This is a genomic window from Klebsiella sp. GFKo11, from assembly GCF_056490265.1.
The window spans coordinates 2,816,405-2,835,913 of record NZ_CM151369.1 but is presented as its reverse complement, the minus strand read 5'-3'; the positions used below and the strand labels follow the sequence as shown (position 1 = coordinate 2,835,913).

At 50.5% G+C, this 19,509-nt stretch carries 19 protein-coding genes; 10 read left to right on the top strand and 9 right to left on the bottom strand.

Annotated features, from left to right (window positions below):
• Window positions 1-305 precede the first annotated feature (305 nt).
• The 4 genes from AC07P6_RS13745 (at window position 306) to AC07P6_RS13730 (ending at window position 5,144) form a co-directional block, all read left to right on the top strand.
• Window positions 306-824 (top strand): fimbrial protein, encoded by a 519-nt coding sequence (locus AC07P6_RS13745; protein WP_478316658.1) that lies wholly within the window; start codon window positions 306-308, stop codon window positions 822-824.
• Window positions 825-924: 100 nt separating this feature from the next.
• Window positions 925-1,614, top strand: coding sequence for a fimbrial biogenesis chaperone (locus AC07P6_RS13740; protein ID WP_478316998.1), 690 nt, complete (start codon window positions 925-927; stop codon window positions 1,612-1,614).
• A 62-nt stretch (window positions 1,615-1,676) separates the two neighbouring features.
• The gene (locus AC07P6_RS13735; protein WP_478316656.1) at window positions 1,677-4,259 is read left to right on the top strand and encodes a fimbria/pilus outer membrane usher protein; all 2,583 of its coding nucleotides are present in this window, start codon (window positions 1,677-1,679) and stop codon (window positions 4,257-4,259) included.
• A 15-nt stretch (window positions 4,260-4,274) separates the two neighbouring features.
• Window positions 4,275-5,144, top strand: a complete 870-nt coding sequence (locus tag AC07P6_RS13730) for a fimbrial protein (protein ID WP_478316654.1) — start codon at window positions 4,275-4,277, stop codon at window positions 5,142-5,144.
• On the opposite strand, the gene AC07P6_RS13725 is transcribed toward AC07P6_RS13730, so the two are convergent.
• A protein-coding gene (locus AC07P6_RS13725; RefSeq protein WP_087786203.1) for an IS1-like element IS1N family transposase occupies window positions 5,119-5,813 on the bottom strand; the annotation gives its coding sequence in 2 pieces (ribosomal slippage) (window positions 5,119-5,567 and window positions 5,567-5,813; 696 coding nt in all). The two genes, AC07P6_RS13730 and AC07P6_RS13725, sit on opposite strands and share 26 nt — an antisense overlap.
• On the opposite strand from AC07P6_RS13725, the gene AC07P6_RS13720 reads away from it, so the two are divergent.
• Together AC07P6_RS13720 and AC07P6_RS13715 are read left to right on the top strand one after the other, a co-directional pair.
• Window positions 5,793-6,059, top strand: coding sequence for a fimbrial protein (locus tag AC07P6_RS13720; RefSeq protein ID WP_478316653.1), 267 nt, complete (start codon window positions 5,793-5,795; stop codon window positions 6,057-6,059). The two genes, AC07P6_RS13725 and AC07P6_RS13720, sit on opposite strands and share 21 nt — an antisense overlap.
• Window positions 6,060-6,104: 45 nt before the next feature.
• A complete protein-coding gene (locus AC07P6_RS13715) occupies window positions 6,105-6,632 on the top strand; it encodes a fimbrial protein (protein ID WP_478316651.1) in 528 nt (175 codons plus the stop codon).
• Window positions 6,633-6,671: 39 nt separating this feature from the next.
• On the opposite strand, the gene AC07P6_RS13710 is transcribed toward AC07P6_RS13715, so the two are convergent.
• On the bottom strand, window positions 6,672-7,223 hold the full coding sequence (locus AC07P6_RS13710; protein WP_478316649.1) for a tyrosine-type DNA invertase: 552 nt from the start codon (window positions 7,221-7,223) through the stop codon (window positions 6,672-6,674).
• A gap of 404 nt (window positions 7,224-7,627) precedes the next feature.
• Between AC07P6_RS13710 and AC07P6_RS13705 the strand changes: the two genes are divergently transcribed.
• Window positions 7,628-8,308: a helix-turn-helix domain-containing protein gene (locus tag AC07P6_RS13705; protein ID WP_478316647.1), complete on the top strand. Its 681-nt coding sequence runs from the start codon at window positions 7,628-7,630 to the stop codon at window positions 8,306-8,308.
• 122 nt (window positions 8,309-8,430) lie between these two features.
• On the opposite strand, the gene AC07P6_RS13700 is transcribed toward AC07P6_RS13705, so the two are convergent.
• Window positions 8,431-9,342: a DUF535 family protein gene (locus tag AC07P6_RS13700; protein WP_478316645.1), complete on the bottom strand. Its 912-nt coding sequence runs from the start codon at window positions 9,340-9,342 to the stop codon at window positions 8,431-8,433.
• A gap of 291 nt (window positions 9,343-9,633) precedes the next feature.
• On the opposite strand from AC07P6_RS13700, the gene AC07P6_RS13695 reads away from it, so the two are divergent.
• Complete coding sequence (locus AC07P6_RS13695) at window positions 9,634-9,774, top strand: hypothetical protein (RefSeq protein WP_004102786.1); 141 nt, start codon at window positions 9,634-9,636, stop codon at window positions 9,772-9,774.
• A 280-nt stretch (window positions 9,775-10,054) separates the two neighbouring features.
• Entirely contained in the window at window positions 10,055-11,365 is a 1,311-nt protein-coding gene (locus AC07P6_RS13690) for an L-cysteine desulfidase family protein (RefSeq protein ID WP_478316643.1), read from the top strand.
• Window positions 11,366-11,540: 175 nt separating this feature from the next.
• On the opposite strand, the gene AC07P6_RS13685 is transcribed toward AC07P6_RS13690, so the two are convergent.
• The 4 genes from AC07P6_RS13685 to AC07P6_RS13670 form a co-directional block, all read right to left on the bottom strand.
• Window positions 11,541-12,533: a D-cysteine desulfhydrase gene (locus AC07P6_RS13685; RefSeq protein ID WP_478316641.1), complete on the bottom strand. Its 993-nt coding sequence runs from the start codon at window positions 12,531-12,533 to the stop codon at window positions 11,541-11,543.
• A 64-nt stretch (window positions 12,534-12,597) separates the two neighbouring features.
• Complete coding sequence (locus tag AC07P6_RS13680; protein WP_181485972.1) at window positions 12,598-12,984, bottom strand: RidA family protein; 387 nt, start codon at window positions 12,982-12,984, stop codon at window positions 12,598-12,600.
• A 26-nt stretch (window positions 12,985-13,010) separates the two neighbouring features.
• Window positions 13,011-14,429, bottom strand: coding sequence for a Na+/H+ antiporter NhaC family protein (locus AC07P6_RS13675; protein ID WP_182239250.1), 1,419 nt, complete (start codon window positions 14,427-14,429; stop codon window positions 13,011-13,013).
• Window positions 14,422-15,609: a trans-sulfuration enzyme family protein gene (locus AC07P6_RS13670; RefSeq protein WP_182240800.1), complete on the bottom strand. Its 1,188-nt coding sequence runs from the start codon at window positions 15,607-15,609 to the stop codon at window positions 14,422-14,424. Before AC07P6_RS13670 ends, AC07P6_RS13675 begins: the two co-directional genes overlap by 8 nt.
• A gap of 493 nt (window positions 15,610-16,102) precedes the next feature.
• Between AC07P6_RS13670 and AC07P6_RS13665 the strand changes: the two genes are divergently transcribed.
• Window positions 16,103-16,273 (top strand): YnfU family zinc-binding protein, encoded by a 171-nt coding sequence (locus tag AC07P6_RS13665; RefSeq protein WP_220022285.1) that lies wholly within the window; start codon window positions 16,103-16,105, stop codon window positions 16,271-16,273.
• A 377-nt stretch (window positions 16,274-16,650) separates the two neighbouring features.
• On the opposite strand, the gene AC07P6_RS13660 is transcribed toward AC07P6_RS13665, so the two are convergent.
• On the bottom strand, window positions 16,651-17,721 hold the full coding sequence (locus AC07P6_RS13660; RefSeq protein ID WP_478316638.1) for an ABC transporter ATP-binding protein: 1,071 nt from the start codon (window positions 17,719-17,721) through the stop codon (window positions 16,651-16,653).
• On the bottom strand, window positions 17,714-19,483 hold the full coding sequence (locus AC07P6_RS13655) for an ABC transporter permease (RefSeq protein WP_182239254.1): 1,770 nt from the start codon (window positions 19,481-19,483) through the stop codon (window positions 17,714-17,716). The genes AC07P6_RS13660 and AC07P6_RS13655 overlap by 8 nt, the downstream gene beginning before the upstream one ends.
• Window positions 19,484-19,509: the final 26 nt, after the last annotated feature.

The window sequence follows — 19,509 nt, the reverse complement described above, 5'->3', positions numbered from 1 at the left end:
TCTCATCTGCCTATCAATATCGCTATCGCCACAAACCTACATCCTTAACATTTCCCCGCTCTGCACTGGCATTTAATTTCACAAAAGACGCCTTCCATGGCATTTATTTTCGCAAATCCAAAGAATAAAACCGAATAAACCAAACATGACACTTTGATACAAAATGTCTCCTGCAGAAATAAGCTCATCTACAGCAAGAGGTATTTCCAAGGAACCCATGGCGTTCAGATTAATAAGGGTGCTTCGCGATCTTAAAAATCGCCAACCCCGTAAATCATAGATCTTAAATGTTAAGGACCCTATTTATGAAAAAATGTCTTATTGCCGCAGTTATGATGACCGGCGCAATGTCAGCATCCGTTTTTGCTGATGATGGTAAAATTAATTTCTACGGCTCAATTACCGATACCGCCTGTACCGTTGTTAATAACATGAGTAACCCTCTGTCGGTCATGATGGGGACAGTCTCCAGTAAGGCCTTCACCGGCGCAGGGTCCACCGCCTCGCCGACGAAATTCACTATAGCCCTGAAAGACTGTCCAAAATCCGTCAGTTCCGCCACGGTGAAATTCGATGGTACGGCGGATAGCAATGTCAATACTCTTCTGGCGCTGACCCAGCAGACGGATATGGCAAAAGGGGTGGGTATTCAACTGATGGACAATAAAAACGTCGTTGTCCCATTATATACTGCCTCTTCCGCTTATCCCCTTAGCCCTGGTAATAATAATCTCGACTTCGTTGCTCGTTATTATGCGACAGCAAGCACAGTGACCGCAGGTCAGGCGAATTCGACCAGCAACTTCACCCTCAATTACAACTAAAGGATATTCCGCCTGCTTATTTCTGTTCTGCAGGCGATATTCCTGCGGGCCGGTTACGACCGGTCCGTCCCCCTTATTTTTTGTGGAGTATATGGACATCATGCATAGCAGATATATGGCACTCCCTCTCCTCCTCACATTGCTGGTCAGTAGTCAGACAGTCATCGCCGAAAACGGTGGCGTTACCGTCGGCGGCACGCGGCTTATTTTTGATGGCGCTAAAAAAGAGACTTCTTTGAGCGTCAGCAATTCCGATACCAGCCCCTACCTTATTCAATCCTGGATTGAGTCCCAAGCCAACGATCCGGCGAAACCACCTTTTATTATTACCCCTCCGCTATTCCGTCTGGAGGGCAACGAACAGAATTTGCTGCGGATCGTCTATACCGGCGGCAAACTTCCTGTCGATCGCGAATCACTCTACTGGCTCAACGTTAAAACCATTCCAGCAAGCAATACACCTGATGGCGCAAATACCCTACAGATCGCTATCAGAACCCGTATCAAGCTTATCTATCGTCCCAGTACGGTAAAGGGTATTCCTGAAGAAGTGACGAAAAGACTGAGCTGGAGCCATCGCGGTAACAAGCTGACGGTAACAAACCCGACAGCGTTTTATATGAATTTCAACGAAGTGACGGTAGGAAATCATCCCATTGCGCAAGCCACCTTTGTCGCGCCGATGAGTTCGGCAACCTTTGACACTCCAGCCAACATATCAGGTCAGGTGTCCTGGAAAATCATCAGTGACTTTGGCGGCATTGGGGAGAGTCACAGCGCTGTTCGCTAACGAACTGCAGTCGACTGTTTACGCTGCGGGTATTTCCCCCGCCAGCTAAGGAGTATTTCAGGATGAATAAAAGACCTTCGATCGATACGCCCCTGCGTATGAAACATCTGGCCTGTTTTATCGCCACCCAATTTATTCTAATGGCGGGTATTCCCTGCGAAGCGTATGCCCGCGAGCTGTTTAATCCTGCCCTTCTTGAAACGGGTTCGGGCGGACAAGCAACAACCGACCTCTCCGCCTTCAACGAACAAGGAGGACAGTTACCAGGTCTTTACCGGGTGGATATTTACGTCAATGACAGCAAGGTGGATACCCGCGATGTTGAATTCCGGCTTCAACAAAACGCCCAGGGGCAAGAGACATTGCAGCCCTGCCTGGCGGTGAGCGACCTGGCTTCATGGGGCGTCATGACTCGCCGTTACCCGCAACTCGGGGCCGCCGACGCCACCTGCGCCAGGCTCTCCGCTATTGCGCAAGCCAGCGCTGACTTTCGCTTCTCCCGTCAACAGCTACTACTGAGCTTTCCGCAGTCGTCGATTGCCAACGCCGCACGCGGATGGGTCGATCCGGCGCTGTGGGATGATGGCGTTCCTGCGGCCTTATTAAATTACAGCGTGAGCGGCGCGGATAGCTGGGCGAAAAACGGCATCGGGAACGACAGCAACAGCCAGTACGCCAACTTGCGCCCCGGCCTTAACATTGGCCCCTGGCGGCTGCGCAACTACACCACCTGGAACCGCAACAGCAGTCAGGATGCAAAAGGCACAACCTCGGCAAAATGGGATACGGTCTATACCTACGCACAGCGCGACATACGCTCTCTGAAGAGCCGCCTGACGCTTGGCGACAGCACCACGCCTTCAGATGTTTTCGACAGTATTCCGTTTCGCGGCGGCCAACTGGCGTCAGATGATGACATGCTCCCGGAAAGTCTGCGAGGCTATGCGCCCGTGGTCCGGGGGATTGCCCGAACCAGCGCCCAGGTCACGATCCGCCAGAACGGTTACGTCATTTATCAGACCTACGTATCCCCCGGCAGCTTTGAAATTACCGATATGTACCCTACCGGCGGCTCCGGCGACCTGTATGTGACAATCAAAGAATCCGACGGCAGCGAACAGTTACTGGTCGTGCCCTACGCCTCGGTCCCCGTACTACAACGTGAAGGCCGGTTAAAATACGCCGTGACTACCGGGGTCTACCGCGCGTATGACAACGGCATCGACAAAATACCGCTGACAACTGGCAACGTAATTTACGGACTGCCTGCGGGATATACCCTGTACGGCGGCGGTCAGTTCAGCAGCAAATACCAGTCTTTAGCGTTGGGCGTCGGTAAAAACCTGGGTTATCTTGGCGCTATTTCCGCTGATGTCACCCAGGCCTGGTCGCATCAAAAAGGTGAGGAGCGGGAAGACGGCCAATCCTGGCGGATTCGCTACAGCAAAAATCTGGTACAGACCGGCACCAACTTCGCGCTGGCGGGATATCGCTACGCCACCAGCGGCTATTGGGGGATGCAAGAGGTCCTCGACACCTGGCGCGATGGACAGCGGTATGCCCAGGCCGAGCGCAGACGCAATCGCGCAGAGCTCACCATCACCCAGGATCTTTTTCAGGTCGGTGGAAACATCGCGCTCAGTGCTATACGCGAAGATTACTGGAACAGCCATAAGCGTATGGAGTCCTACAGCGCGAGCTACAATAATTCGTACAACGGCATCAGTTTCGGGCTGACCTACAGCTACAACATCAATTCCACCGAACGCTACGGTCAGCACTCCGGGCGCACATATGATCGCGACCAACTCTTCTCGCTCAATATCAACGTTCCGCTGGATAAATTTTTTGCCGGCAAATCAACCTATGCCAGCTACATGCTTAATACCAGCAAACAGGGCAACACCAACAACAGCCTGAGTATTGGCGGCACGCTGCTTGCCGATAACAATCTGAGCTGGAGCGTGATGCAGGGCTATGGCTCTCAGGGGCAGGGAAATAGCGGCGGGATCAATGCTGACTGGCGTGCCTCATATGGGGAACTGCTCGGCGGATATGCCTGGGACCGCTATAGCGAGCGTCTGAACTACGGGCTTCAGGGCGGTATTGTCGCCCATCGCAACGGCATTACCTTCAGCCAACCTCTTGGAGAAACCATCGCGCTTATCGCCGCCCCCGGCGCGCAAAACGTCATGGTGCAGGGGCAGTCAGGCGTCAAAACCGACCTCTTTGGCTATACCGTCGTGCCCTACGTAAGCCCGTATCGTAAAAACGATCTGACGTTGAATACCGAAACCCTGGCTGATGATGCTGAGTTGACGCTGACCACGCAAACCGTCGTCCCAACGCGCGGCGCGGTGGTGAAAGCCCGTTATCAAACCAGCCTCGGTAAAAGAGTTTTGATGAATCTGAAAAGACGCGACGGTTCCCCGGTTCCTTTCGGCGCGATGGTCACCGATGTAGAAAATCCGGATCAGAAAAGCTTTATTGTCGGTGACGGCGGGCAGGTTTATCTGACGGGTCTAAAAGACAACGGCCAACTGCAGGTGAAATGGGGCAATGAGACGGATGGTCTATGCAAAGTTAATTACCGCCTGGCACAAAACAGCAGCGGGATCATCAAAATTAACGGACAGTGTCTGTAACAGGAGCATGGCGACATGAAGAGATTAACGTACCCCTTTGTACTCGCGATACTGACAGCAGGAGCAGTACCCGTGGCCCATGCGGCGGATAACTTTTGCCCCAGTTCGCCCCCGACGCCCTATACCCAGCAGCTTTCAAGAATCGCGGTATCAAGGGCGCTGCCGGTAGGAAGCGATATTCCCGGAACCCAGAGAGTTTTTACCTTTAGCGGCAGCTGTAAAAACAGGATCGGCTGGGCCCCCGTCATGCCAGGACACCCCATTATCGCCTGCTATTATGGCACTGGCACGGAGATCGCCGGCTTTCCAGGAGTCTATAAAACGGGGGTTGAAGGAATTGGCATTGCACTGGAAAATAGCGCAGGTCGCAGGATTAAAGCCGCGGGTCGTAATTGCGATACACGCGCAGATGCCCTGGGGTATATTTCTACCGACCCATCAATGAATTTCGGGTATACGGTTAAATTAACGCTGGTGAAAACGGCGGAAACCGCCATTAGTGGCACGCTGGATGCCGCCCAGACGCAATTCGGTATGGGGGTTTACGACACCGGTCTTGGTATTGGTAATCAAGGACCGCAAAACTACGTGAGTTATACCGGGGATATCATCTACAAATCGGTGAGCTGTACCGTGCCTTCAACGTTAAATGTTGTGATGGGCACCGTTCCAGTCAGTCAATTTTCCGGCCCTGGTAGCACAAGCGCAGAACAGACCCTGAATATCCCAGTGAGATGTGATGATAAGGTCACGGTGAATACCTCAATCAGTAGTCAGCGTTATCTCTCTACGGCAAACGGCATAATAGCCTTAACCAATGAAACTGGCGTTGCACAAGGATTTGGGGTGATGCTTCCAATTAGTAGAACATGTGTTTTTCAATAAACGTCCCGATGACTTTTTCGTGGATCTCTACTGAACGCGAGAAGCAGATTGTTTTACGAGCCAAGCGCTTAATGCGGGTGCGCAGCGTCAGGTTATTGCGCTCAATCCGTTGGGTGAATATTTTTCCGGTCAGATGCTTATCCTTCGGCACCTCCCGGCCATAGCTGCCCCAGTCGTCGCTGGTGATCATGCCGATGTTGAATGGCGTAAGCAGTGCCAGTAGTTCCCGGCAGGTTTCATCGGTACGGGGACCAAAAGTGTAGGCCAGTACACCCCCTGTTTTGGTGTTATACGCGTACCAGAGCCAGTGTTGCCGGGCTTTACTGCCAACGAAACTCCATTGCTCATCAAGTTCGCAGATAAGCGCCACATCAGCATGAGCAACGGGCGAAGACGTTATTCGCTTTGGCGTGAGTTTTTTAAAGTCCGGATGACGGTGTTAATGCCAATTTTCAGTGTTCTGGCGGTATCGCGAACCCCGGCGCCATTGAAGGCCATTTCAGTGATCAGCTCTTTAATGCCCGGCTTACGGGCCTCATAAGTGTAAGTGAGCTGAAAAACGCGGTGGCAGTCACGGCAGCGAAATCTGTCATGGCCTTTAGGGTTCTGACCATGGCGGTAGACCTGTGCAGACTGACAACGAGGACAATGAATGTTAACGCTGGCCATGAAAGAACCTCAAAAGCCCGCATTATACATCAGATTCAACTAATTAGAGGCATCACCGGATTTGGCGTGCAGGTGTTATATAACGGCAATCCCGTGCAATTTGATACTTTCTTTCCGGTCGGGCACATCCCGGAAGCTGGAGCGTCAATAGCCCTGCCTTTAACTTTTCGCTATTACCAGGATACACCGGAGATCATACCGGGAAGCGCCAATGCGGTTGCAACCTTAACGATGATGTACAACTAAAAATATTCCACCCCATATTTATAACCTGTTAATAAGGAGTCGATAATGCGAATTATCGCCAGCCCTGTCGTCATAACTATATTTATGGCAATTTCGTTACCGTGGCCCACATACGCTGCCGATGTCACAATTTATATTAGCGGGGATATCATAGCCTCCTCCTGCACTCTTGAGAACAATGGCATTCATAGCATTAACCTGGGGCAGAATATCCCCAGTCAAAAATTGAGCGAGGCAAGTTCCTATTCCGACTGGAAAAAATTCAATGTAACATTGAGGGATTGCCCTACCGGGACATCCAAAGTCACCGCTCATTTTTCCGGCCCCATAGACAGCATTGATAATAAATTATATGCCAATATAAGCCAGCCAGATAACTCACGCAATGTTGCCATTGAACTCCAGCAAGTTACCGGTTCAGTTAATGCCGGTAATGGTCAATCCTTGTCGGTTAATGTCGACAGCAATAATAGTGCTACATTCGATATGCAAGCACGCCTGTATAGCACCACAGGCGGCGCAACGGCCGGGAATATCAGTTCGATGGTAATAATGAATTTCACTTATAATTAAATCTTGCCTGGCTCTTACGGAGCCAGGTTTCATTAATGCTTAAAGGATAATGACTTTAAATCGCGCCGGATTACTGGCGGTATATAGTACGGTATGTTGAATATTACGGTGACCCAAATAATCCTGAATCAGTCGCGTATCTACACCCTCTTCCGCCAGCGCATAACCGCAAGCATGGCGTAACATATGTGGGTGTACGGGGATGGGAATTCCCGCCTGCACGCCATAATTGCGCATCATTGAATGAATATGCTGACGCGATAGCGGCGTGCCTATGCGCGAAAGAAAAAGCCAGGGAAGGTCTGCATTTAAACATCCCGCTCGTTTAACCAGCCACTGTTTAAGTGCAAGGTGTTCTCTGGGCTGCAGAGGATGAACCGTTGAAAAACCATTTTTTAAGCGCCGTATAGCTATTCGCTGGCCGGAAAAATCAATATCGCTAACTTTTAAAAATCGCAACTCACTGACGCGTAACCCGTGAATAAAACACATGAGTAGCATGCAATAATCACGCAACGTATTTTCCTGCTGCTGTGATGCGTGGATCAAAGCATCTACTTCCTTTTTGCTCAAATATTTTCGTTTTTTCATAGCCGACCTGACGGTATTTTCAAAGGAGCATCAGGAACATAGCTCCTGTATTGACTCTGCTCATGGCTACTATCTACCCACTGTCGAGCAATCCTTTATGACTACATACACCACATTCCTCTAATGATTATTAATATCATTACCAGAAAAAAACCATCAACTAAGGATAATCCAAATCAATTTAAATTATAAAACTCAAAATTAAAGCAGTCTGAAAGGTGTTAATGATTGTATTTCTGTCAACACAATTAATATTTAGCTTATCTCCACTTTCCCAGCAAGATGTTTCGGGTCTATGTGTAGACTAAATAGAGTCTTATCAATCTACACAGAGTCATTGATAATGTTTTTGCTACTATTTGTTATTTTTGGGAGTTCTCTTTTTTTAGAAGGAAAACAAACACATGGAAATCATACCCCGCATACAAAATGACACCAATCTGCTTCGTGCAATCAATAAACCCCTGTATGACATCGAACAACTCATTCTATTCATGGAAGCCAAATGTAACAAATTGTTAATGGAAAAAAGACGAAACATCGGCATAGTGAGGGAAAATCAGCAGCAATGTTTAATTTTATTCAGTGGTACGATGGCTTTGTATCGCAGCAACGATGGTCTGATCATCAACTCCGAATCTGGTCCGTTTATATTTGGTATGAATAGTCAATTGCGTTTCTCCCGTCATATTTATCTACGCACTCAGGAAACATCAATCATTGGATTAATCTCTATTGAAAACGCGCATGAAATTATCGCCAAGCATCAACTATGGGAAAACGTTTCGCGCCTGCTGGAATACTCTTCAGCAAAAGTTTATTCACACTGTTTTAAGGTTTCAAAACTCTCTTGCTATGAAATCATCCTCCATCAATTAGTCGAGTTAAATAATGAACCAGAGGAGATTAGGCATAAAATTACTGCTGCAAACTACATTCTCTCACGCACATTTTTATTACGTAGCGGCGTAATGCGTACGTTGGCAAAGTTGAAAGATCAGGGAGCTATCCACCTCTCGCGTGGTGTTCTTATTGCTATCCATCAGCTACCACAACGCCTTAAGGAATTCGAGCATACAGAATAATTTCGCCAGCGGCGATATATATGCTCCAACGTAGGATTAAGTCGCAGACAAAAATCGAAGATAATTTGTGCTAAAATTACCGACCAGCAGCCCCCTGCTGGCCGGCAATTGAGCCTCGACGTTTAACCCGCGTGCTGACTCACGCCAATCTCGCGTAGTGAAGTGGCAAGATCCATCTGCGCCAGCTCTTTCAAGCCTTCTCGCTTGATAAACTGACTACGATGCTTGCTCTTGACCTCTTCCAGGCTTTTCTTTATCTCAGTCGGCGGTAATTTATACCAGCCGCGATAATGCTTCACGCCGCCTATTTCCAGCCACAGCTCAGAATAGCTGGTTTTTACTCTGTCACACTTAACATGGTAATGGCTGTCGATAGCATAAATGTCGTTGATATTATAATGTGCTAAAAAACCGTACAGCAGGGTGATAATTAAATTTTTCGGTCGAGTACCATAAAGTTCTTTGGTCAGTACTTTGACCTCTTCATTATCAATATCTTTCCCTCCCTGAATACCGCCAATATAGGCACGGCCATCTTCGGTACAGGAAAAACAGATGCTGTAAACGCGTTTATCGTCCAGGAACATTAATAGCATCAGTTCCCCTTCTTCCTGAAAAGGCGACGCCAGCAGCTTCACTTCAATACTGGATCCGTTTTTCAGGGGAATGGCGATCATCGAACGACCAAACGCCGCCACATCATACAGCTGCGGCAATACCTCAGGGCGGAAGGTTTTTTCTATAAAATTCAAAGCGCCATAAGCGATGTCGAGCTTCGCCCTTTTTGACATTTTCTTGTTTAGATAAGCTTTAAAGGGTTTATCCTCAAAGCTAACCAGCCCCTGCGTTGCACCGGTTAATTTAGAACAAGCGTATTTTTCACATAGCGCCTGATATTCCTTGTATTTACCTCCGGTTAAAGGTATCTCTCTGCATTTACGTAATACCTTTTTATATTTGAGTTTAACATGACAAATGACTTTATTATTTTTCCGCCATTCTTTGATGGCGGCTACTGCTGTTGTCGATACCATTGACTAAGATCCATAGATACATCCATAACCGCAGCGATATTAACATAATCCCCGCAAGTCAATGTTTAAACCAACATTCGTTGTCGTTTCGTTTAATAAATAGCATTCTAATAATTGATATCTGGTTATCAATTATCATTGGCGATCGTCCTGCTATTTTTATCCGTTTAAACCGCATCAAATAGCGCCAGCGCTTACCGGTATGTGCTGTCCACGCTCACACCGGGTGCATCCGTTGACCGATTTACCTATACTTGCTTACGGTCAAAACTGAACTTAAATGGGTAACTCATGGAAATTGATCTCGACAACCTGGTTTTTAGCGGCCTGGAAGAAGCGCAAGAACGTAACGCTGAACGCCTTGAAGATGCTGACAAAAAAGCCCAGGCAATCGTTGCCGACGACGACTGCGGCGACGCCTGCAAAATCTAATTGCAAAACCGGCAGCCCTGCCGGTTTTTTTATCTCCCCTATCGCCGATCGGACACGGTAAAAAAACTTCTATTGTTCGCCAATAAGAAGAAAAATTTCCTCCGAATCCTCTGTTTTACAGACTTAACTAGCAACTTTTTTCTCTGCCGAGTGCGCTAATATTCCCACTATCGTTCCTGCCGGTCGCATTGACAAACGCGGCCCACAGGCGCACATCAACGTCGAGAAATCACGCCATCGCTCGACTCACACTTTTCTGTACCGACCCAGAGGCTCAGTCATGTCACACCGGGAAAGCCGCGTTAAATGGAATATCTTCATTAATGCTCTGAAACAGGAAGTTAAACCCGCTTTAGGCTGCACCGAACCGGTCTCGGTCGCCCTCGCCTGCGCCGTCGCGGCGCAGCACCTGTCCGGCGCGATTGTGCGTATCGAAGCTGCGGTATCACCGAATTTAATGAAAAACGGTATGGGCGTGACTATCCCGGGTACCGGAATGACCGGTCTGCCCATTGCGGCCGCACTGGGCGCTATCGCCGGCGATCCTCAGGCGAAGCTCGAAGTGCTGAAAAGAGCCACCCAACGGGAAATTGATGCCGCCAGAGCGTTATTAGAAGTCGGAGCCGTGCGCGTGGTATTGCAGGATCCCTGTGATGAAATACTCTACGTTCGCGCCAGGGTCTACGCCGGGGATCAGCACGCCACGGTCACCATTGTTGGCGACCACACCAACGTAGTTTCGATTGAAAAAATGGGTCAGCCTTTGTTTATCAAAGACGAAAGCCTGGTCAGTGACGACATCATCAATCCGCTGGAACAGCTCGTCCACAGTTCACTGCGCGACATTTATGACTTCATTAGCGTCGTTCCTTGCGAAGAGCTCGACTTTATTCTCGACGCCGGCTCAATGAACAACGCCCTGTCGAAGAAAGGTCTGTCTAAAGACTGGGGCCTGCACATCGGCCCAACGCTCAAACGCCAGGTCGATAAGGGCCTCGTTTCCGACGACATTTTTACCGAGATCCTCTACCGAACCAGCGCCGCGTCAGATGCCAGAATGGGCGGCGCGACGCTACCGGCAATGACAAATTCCGGCTCCGGCAACCAGGGGATCACCGCCACCATGCCGGTGGTGGTGGCTGCCGAGCGTCTCAATGCCAGCCCGCAGCAGTTGGCCCGCGCGCTGGCGCTTTCACATCTGGTGGCTATCTATATCCATTGCAAACTCCCGAGGCTGTCGGCGCTGTGCGCGACCACCACCGCTGGGATGGGTGCTGCGGCGGGGATTATCTGGTTAATGGACGGCAACTTTGACAACATCGCCATGGCAGTGAATAACATGATTGGCGACGTCAGCGGCATGATTTGCGATGGCGCTTCCAGCAGTTGTTCAATGAAAGTATCGACCAGTATCTCTTCTGCCTGGAAAGCCATTTTGCTGGCGCTGGATAACTCGGTGGTCTCGGGGAATGACGGAATTGTTGAGCGCGACGTGGAAAATTCCATCCGCAATCTTTGTGATATCGCCGGACGCGCCATGCAGCATACCGACCGGCAAATCATCGAAATCATGGCACATAAACGTTATTAGTCCCCCCACACAGACCAACGGTAACGTATAAGATTTTGTAGGCCGGGCAAGGCGTCAGCCGCCGCCCGGCATAAAAGCCCCCCTCTCCCTTTATACCTCCCCAGGCCGTAACGTAAAAAAAACCACCCTGGCCCATAGGCATCAGGGTGGTTCGAACTCATGTTTAAAATGCTGGCTAAACGTGAGGATGATAGGCAAACAGCGCCGGGGCACCGCCGGTATGAATGAACATCACCGGCCCGTTACCGGCGAACCGCGACCTTTTCACGCCATCAATCAAGCCAGCCATTGCCTTGCCGGTATAAACAGGATCTAACATGATCCCTTCCAGCCGCGCCAGCAACTCCACCGCGTGCATCCCCTCAGTATTCGGCATCCCGTAACGCGGTGCGAAATACTCATCCCATAGCCTCAACGGCGACAGTGACTCGATCTTCAACATAGCGGATAACTCGCGCTGCAGTTTCTCAACCTTAGGCTGCTGATCGCCAACCAGGCGAGAAACCGTGACCCCTACGACCTCCATATCAGGCTGGCAGTGAGCAAAACCCACCGCCAGCCCGGCATGCGTCCCCGCGCTCCCTGATGGCACCACGACGGATTGAACATTGAGGCTCAGCTGGTCGCACTGTTCAACGATTTCTATAGCGCAATCAATGTAGCCCAATGAACCCAGCGCATTCGAGCCGCCAACGGGAACAATATAGGGTTTCGCACCTTTTGCCGAAAGCTGGTCGCTAAGCACCTGCAACTGCGCATCCGGGTCATTAAGCTCATCAACCATTTCAACCTGGCAGCCCATCAGACTAAACAACAGATGGTTACCGTTGTAGAGATAGTTGGATTCTGTGGTTTGAATCGGGTTTTCGAGCAGCGCCACGCATTTTAGCCCCAGATGCGCCGCCACTGCCGCGGTCTGGCGTACATGATTGGATTGAATCGCCCCGGCAGTCACCAACGTGTCGCAACCTTTGCTAATGGCATCTGCCGCCAGAAACTCCAGTTTTCTGAGCTTGTTGCCGCCCATGCCAAGGTGTGAAACATCATCGCGTTTAATATAGATATCGCGCTGCAAATATTCCGACAGGCGCTTCAGATGCTGAACAGGCGTAACGCCACCGACCAACTCTACGCGCGGTAACGTATTCAAAAACTCTTTTACGGACATAGACGCTTTCCTTTCTTAAAAAAACGGCGGCCATCAGCCGCCGTAGAGTCTTATTGATGCTCGATTAGCTCTGAGAGGCCACGGCCTCAATTTCTACTTTGACGTCTTTTGGCAACCGGGCGACTTCCACGCAAGAACGCGCCGGGAAAGAGGCATTGCGCTGAGTAAAAAATTCAGCATAGGCATTATTAATCGCGGCAAACTCGTTCAGGTCTTTGACAAAAATAGTGACCTTGCAAATATCACCAACCGTAAGCCCACCGGCTTCGATAATCGCCTGAACATTCTCCAGGCTCTGACGGGTTTGACCTTCAGCGCACTCCGGAATATTTCCGGTTTGCGGATTAATCGGCAACTGACCCGAAGTAAAAATGAAATTACCGGTTCGCGCCCCCTGAATATAAGGGCCAATCGCTTCCGGAGCCTGTTCAGTCGTAATAATCTTCGTCATCGTCAATCCTTAAATCATGTTTAGTGTTAGAGGGTAAACCCAACAATTAAATAGACAATTAGCGCCAGACCTCCCGTCACCAGCGCATAAGGCATCTGGGTACGGATATGTTCAATATGGTCGCAGTTGGTCGCCATCGATGCGACGATAGCGTCACTGGAGATAGGTGAAGTCATGTCGCCGAAAATTGAACCGGAAATAGCCGCGCCGATCATAAAGTGCGGGTCAATACCTAATGACACGCCCAGTTGAACGCCAATCGGGATCATAATCGCGAAGGTTCCCCAGGAGGTGCCCGTCGCCAGCGACATTACCGCTGCAATCAGGAAGATAAAGCCAATCGAGAAACCGGATGGAATAACGCCGGAGGTAATCGAGGCAATATACTGCCCGGTGTTCAGCTCCGCCGAAATATGCCCCATCAGGAAGGCCAGAATCATAATTGAGCTAATTTTGACCATGCTGGCATAGCCGATGTACAGCTCTTTGAAAAAGTTCTCAACGTTGAGAATACCGCGCACTCTGAACCAGACAAAAGAGACCACGGTACCGAACATCACGCCGGAATAGACCGACATGGAACCACTGCCTTTGGAAAATTGTCCATCACCGGTGATATACAGCACCACTGGCACCATTAATACGGTGGATAGAATCGGAATAAAGAAGTTAAGCATTGAATTACATGCCGGGTGATCAATAACCGGGTCCGCTTCATCTTCCCCCTGATCCTGCTCTATTTCCGTCAGGGTGGTTTCAAACTTCACTTCCGCCTTTTTCATGGGTCCCCAGCTACAGCCGGAGAGGATGTAAAAGAGTACCGAGGCTAATGAAAACCAGGCCATCGTATTCCAGACCATTGAGCTGGCCAGCACTTCAAAAGGCTCACCGGTCAGATAGCCCTGCGCAATCTGTACGCCGATAACCCCCATCATTGCCGCCCCCCAGCCATTGATCATCACCGATGAACAGACCGAGACGCAGGACGTCTGGATAATATAGGACATCTTTTCCGGCGAGACTTTATAGCGCCGGGCCAGGTTTTTAGTCGAGGCGCCGGCAATAAGCTGGTTAATCGAACTTTCGATAAAAATTAACGATGTGACCACCATCGCCAGCAGCTGAACCGACTTCTTATTGGTGACAAAATCGTTTTTCTCCGAGAGAAATTGCACCAGTTTACGCACGCCGCCGGTGACGACGATCAGCCGCATAATGCCGCCGATCATCACCATAAAAATAATCGTTCGCGCATTACCTGCGGACGCAAAGGTTTCGATAATCCCGTTCAGGGTACCGCCAACGCCTTGAATAATACTGTGGTTAATCACCGCATAGCCGACAAAAATACCGGTCAGCAGCGAGAGGATCACCTGGCGAGTCAGGATTGCCAGAATAATGGTGACCAGCGGGGTAATGATCGTCCAGATGCCATAGTCATGCATGATGGTTATCCTGTTTGATGTCCATACCAGCGAAGGCGATGTCCAGGTCCTGAATTAAGTCATCAACATGTTCAATGCCGACGGAAAAACGCAGCGTGGTGTCATAAACGCCAATAGCCTCGCGCTCTTCTTTTGACATCGCCCCATGCGACATGGAGGCCGAATGATTAATCATGCTCTCCACGCCGCCCAGCGACTCCGCCAGCACAAAATAATGCAGACCACTGATAAATTGCTTCAGGCTCTGAATGTCGCCTTTTAAGGTCGCCGTCACTACCGCGCCGCCTGAACGCATTTGCTTCTTACATAGCGGGTATTGCGGGTGTGACGGCAGGCCTGGGTAATAAACACTGGCAATCGCCGGGTGGTTTTCGAGATATTCTGCAATTCGCAACGCGTTACTGCACTGACGTTCCATGCGCAGATCCAGCGTTTTCATGCCACGTAGTGCGAGATAGGCATCAAAAGGCGAAGCAATTGAGCCGATAGTGGTTTTGATAAAGTCGAGCCGTCCTGCTAATGCTTCATTATTGGTGATCACCGCACCGCCAATTAAATCTGAGTGTCCCCCGATATATTTACTGGTGGAGAGCATTACCATATCCGCCCCCATCTCGAGCGGTTTATGATTCCAGGCGCTGGCAAAAGTATTATCGACACAGGTGAGGATTGCGTGTTCTTTGGCAATGCGACAAACCTTATCAATATCAACCAACTCAAGTAGTGGATTGGTCGGCGTTTCGATCCAGATTAAAGCCGTATTCTCTTGAATACTATTAACCAGGCTCACCTCATCATTAAGGTCGACATAGGAAATAGTCGCCCCGGTAGTTAATGTTTTCAGTTTTTCAAACAGTCGCCAGGTGCCGCCATATACGCCTTTCATCGCGATAATATGCGCATCCTTCGGCAGTAACTCCATAACAATGTTCGTTGCCGCCATTCCAGACGCGGTGGCGGTAGCATAAATGCCTGCTTCCAGTTCCGCGAGCGCTGACTCATAAGCTGTGCGTGTTGGGTTAGAAACGCGGGAATAGCAAAAATCGCCGCCTTCATAAAGATTAGGTTGAATAAAAGAGCTGGCGGTCACAATCGGGGTAAATATAGCGTTGTTTACCGGATCGGATTGATTTCCAGCATGAACAGCCAGGGTTGCAATATCTATAGTTCTATTTTTCATAGGGTACACTCAAACTATTATTAGTCATAAAATATCGTGAGCTTATATTTTTTTGGTTAGCAAAGTCGGCGTATAAAACAGCAGCCAAAACTTCGTTTAATGGCCAGATAATAGATGGCCATTTCATCATCAACATAGTGATTTGCATCCTTCAACCACAGTTAAAATGTATATTAGGCGGGGAAGAAAATCTTACCTATTTTCCCTCTAATCAGACGAATATGGAGAAAATTGTTCTCTGATCGCAAACACATGATATCACTAACACCCTGATAAATAACACGTCTATTTTAAAGGGTGATATAAATCACAAAAAATTGGGGGAAATTTTACTCTTTTGCAACGTCCTGTACGTAAAAACTATTTCTGTCATCAATTGATCACAGCGCAAGCCGCACAATCGAATGAAACCACCGTTGCGTCAGAGAATCAGTTAGAGCTATCTACGTGCAAATGAGGTATGGTCTTAACCCCATAGATCAGGAAATATCATATGTCAGAACGCAAAGACTCTAAAACTCGCCGTAATTATCTCGTAAAATGCAACTGCCCTAACTGCTCCCAGGATTCAGAACACAGCTTCAGCCGAGTACAAAAAGGTGCTCAACTCATTTGCCCCTACTGCCATAAACTTTTCCAGTCTTCAGCAAGAACCGCCGCTTAATTTATCCCTTGCCAACTACCGATCAAGACGCGTGATTGAGCAATAGTCAGACAACACAGATGACGCTTTTTACGCTATTTTGGCAAAGAGAAAACCCGCAAGCGCGGGTTTGAGACTGATGATAAACCAGGTTTATAAGATTGTGCTCGCGTTTCTGCCGGGCGGCGGCTGACGCCTTGCCCGGCCTACAAAACCCAAAATATCAATAAATTGTGCGTTTTTCGTAGGCCCGGTAAGGCGCTAGCCGCCACCGGGCAATTCCAGCCAGGTGCACTTTGTCAGCAATCTGAAACCCGCAAGCACGCGGGTTTTATTTCGGTTTGATAAGGGTTAACAGGAAACATCTCTGTCCCTCCTGAGATCAGCATTTAAGCCTCTCAGCCCTTAGGGAAAATCCATAAATCATTTACGGGCAGCGAAAGATGGCAATGTTCGGCATCGCGCAGGGCGCTGCCGTAGGCGCGAATGGCAAAATCATCGCCTTTAGTGCGGAACAGATACTCCCAACGATCGCCGAGATACATACTGGTCAGCAGAGGCAGCGCCAGCATATTGTCATCGGGCGATGACGCCAGGCGTAAGCGTTCAACACGGATCACCGCCGTCGCCTCCTCACCCACCCTGACGCCCTCTCCCGCCATCCCCCACAGCGCCCAGCTGGCCCCTTCAATTCGTGCCCGACCGTTCTCAAGATCGGTAATTTTGCCATGCAGACGGTTGTTGCTGCCCATAAACTCGGCGGCGAATAACGTTGTCGGGTTACCGTACATCTCCTGCGGCGTCCCCTGCTGCTCAATCACCCCGTTATTAAGCAGCAAAATGCGATCGGAAATCGCCATCGCCTCATTCTGATCGTGAGTGACCATCAGCGCCGACAGCCCCAGCTTCACAATCAGTTCGCGCAGGAAAACCCGCGCCTCTTCACGCAGCTTGGCGTCGAGATTCGACAGAGGTTCATCCAGCAGGATCACCGGCGGGTTGTACACCAGCGCCCGGCCTATCGCCACGCGCTGCTGCTGACCACCGGAGAGCTGATGCGGATGGCGATTGCCGAGATGGCCGAGCCCCAACTGATCAAGCACCGCCTGCACCCGCTGTTTTATCTCTTCATTCGCCACCTTGCGCAGCTTCAGCGGATAGGCAACATTTTCAAACACCGTCTTATGCGGCCACAGCGCGTAGGACTGAAACACCAGCCCCAGATTGCGCTCCTCCGCCGGGATTTCGCTGCGTGGATTGCCGTCATACACCCGGGTTTTGCCAATGGTAATCATCCCACTGGTCGGCTTCTCCAGGCCGGCGACCGCCCGCAGCAGCGTGGTTTTACCACTACCCGATGGCCCGAGCAACGAGACCACCTCTCCCCGCTTAAGCTCCATTGACACACCTTTCAGCACCGGATTATCGCCGTAGGTCAAGTGCAGATTTTCTACCGATAATTCAATCATGTAATTTCACTCCAAAGCGCAGGGCGATACCCAGACCGACGACCACCAGCAGGATATTAATAAAAGAGAGTGCGGCAACGATATCGATAGCCCCCGCCGCCCACAGCGACACCAGCATTGAGCCGATGGTTTCGGTTCCCGGCGAGAGCAGATAGACCCCGGTAGAATATTCTCGCTCGAAGATCAGAAACATCAGCAGCCAGGAGCCGATCAGGCCGTAACGCGAGAGCGGTACCGTAACATGACGGGTAATCTGCCCGCGCGATGCACCAGTACTGCGCGCGGCCTCCTCCAGCTCCGGAGCCACCTGCAGCAACGTCGAGGAGATCAGGCGCAGCCCGTAGGCCATCCACACCACGGTATAGGCCAGCCAGACGCTGAAAATGGTATTACGCAACGCGCGCAATTGGACAATCAGATGTTCGCGCAGCCAGTCGGCGACCGGCAGCACGGAGAGCCAACCGTTTTTCAGCGACTGATCCAACCACATCGGCAGAAACAAAAATACCCACAGAAACGCCAGTCCGGCCAGCAGGCCCGGCACCGCGCGAGGCACCAGCACGCTGTAGTCGAGAAAGCGCGTCACGTTGTCCGGCTTACGGTGCATCGCAATACCAACGAACAGGTAGCAAACCACCGCCAGCGCCCCGCCAATCACGCCAATCGCCATTGAGTTAACGATGGCGCGCAGCAGGTTCGGCTGCTGCCAGATATTGCGGAACGTCGCCAGCGACAGCTCGTCCCACAGCGAAACGCCCAGACCCCAGTTCGAAATAAACGCCCGTAGCGCAACGCCAATCAGCGGCACGCCGATGGTCACCGTCAACCACGCCACCACCACAATCCCGGCGACCCAACGCCATTTTCCCAGCGGAAGCGCGCGGGCCTGCGAGGCTTTCCCCTTCATGGTGACGAAGCGGTTAGCGGTTCGCATCAGGCGGCGCTGCAGCATCACCAGCGGAATGGTGATGCAAATGAGCACCACCGCCACCGCTGCCATCAGGTGGTAAGAAGGCGTTCCCAGCTTATTGGTGAGCTTATAAAGATAGGTCGCCAGCACCATGTTGCCTTCCGGATCGCCCAACACCAGCATCAGGCCGAACACTTCCAGACCGAGGAAAAATAGCAGTACGCAGGCGTAGAGAATGGACGGACGCACCATCGGCAGGCTCACCGAGGTCATCACCTGTAACGGCGATGCGCCAACCGTCCGCGCGGCCTCCTCCACATCCGACCCAACGCTGCGCAGCGCCGAAGAGATATAGAGATAAGCATGGGGAACGTGAGTCAGCCCGGCGATCACTACGATGCTGAACATGGAGTAGATATTCCACGGCACGAAGCCTATCAGTCGTTCGGCCCACTGTGAGAAGAAGCCCACCGGCCCGGCCGCCACCACGTAACCAAAGCCCAGCACCATCGGTGAAACGAAAATAGGCACCAGAATCAGCGGTTCAATAAGCCGTCGTCCGGGCAAATCGGTGCGCACCATTAAAAAAGCCAGGATCCCGCCAAGCGGGATCGCGATGATCACCAGGCCAAAGGCGAGAATAAAACCGGACTTCAGCGCCAGATAAAAATCCGGGTCGGTGAAGATAAATTCAAAAGCTTCGAGACTGAATTCTTTCGAGCGTGCAAAAAATGGGGCTGAAAGAAAACTCTGTACCACGATAAATAACAGCGGGACATAAATCGCCAGTGCCGTAATCAATACGACGATGCCGCGCGGCAGCCCCTGCCATTTTCGGCGCAATATATTCATCAAATATCCCTCTGGAGACCTCGCCC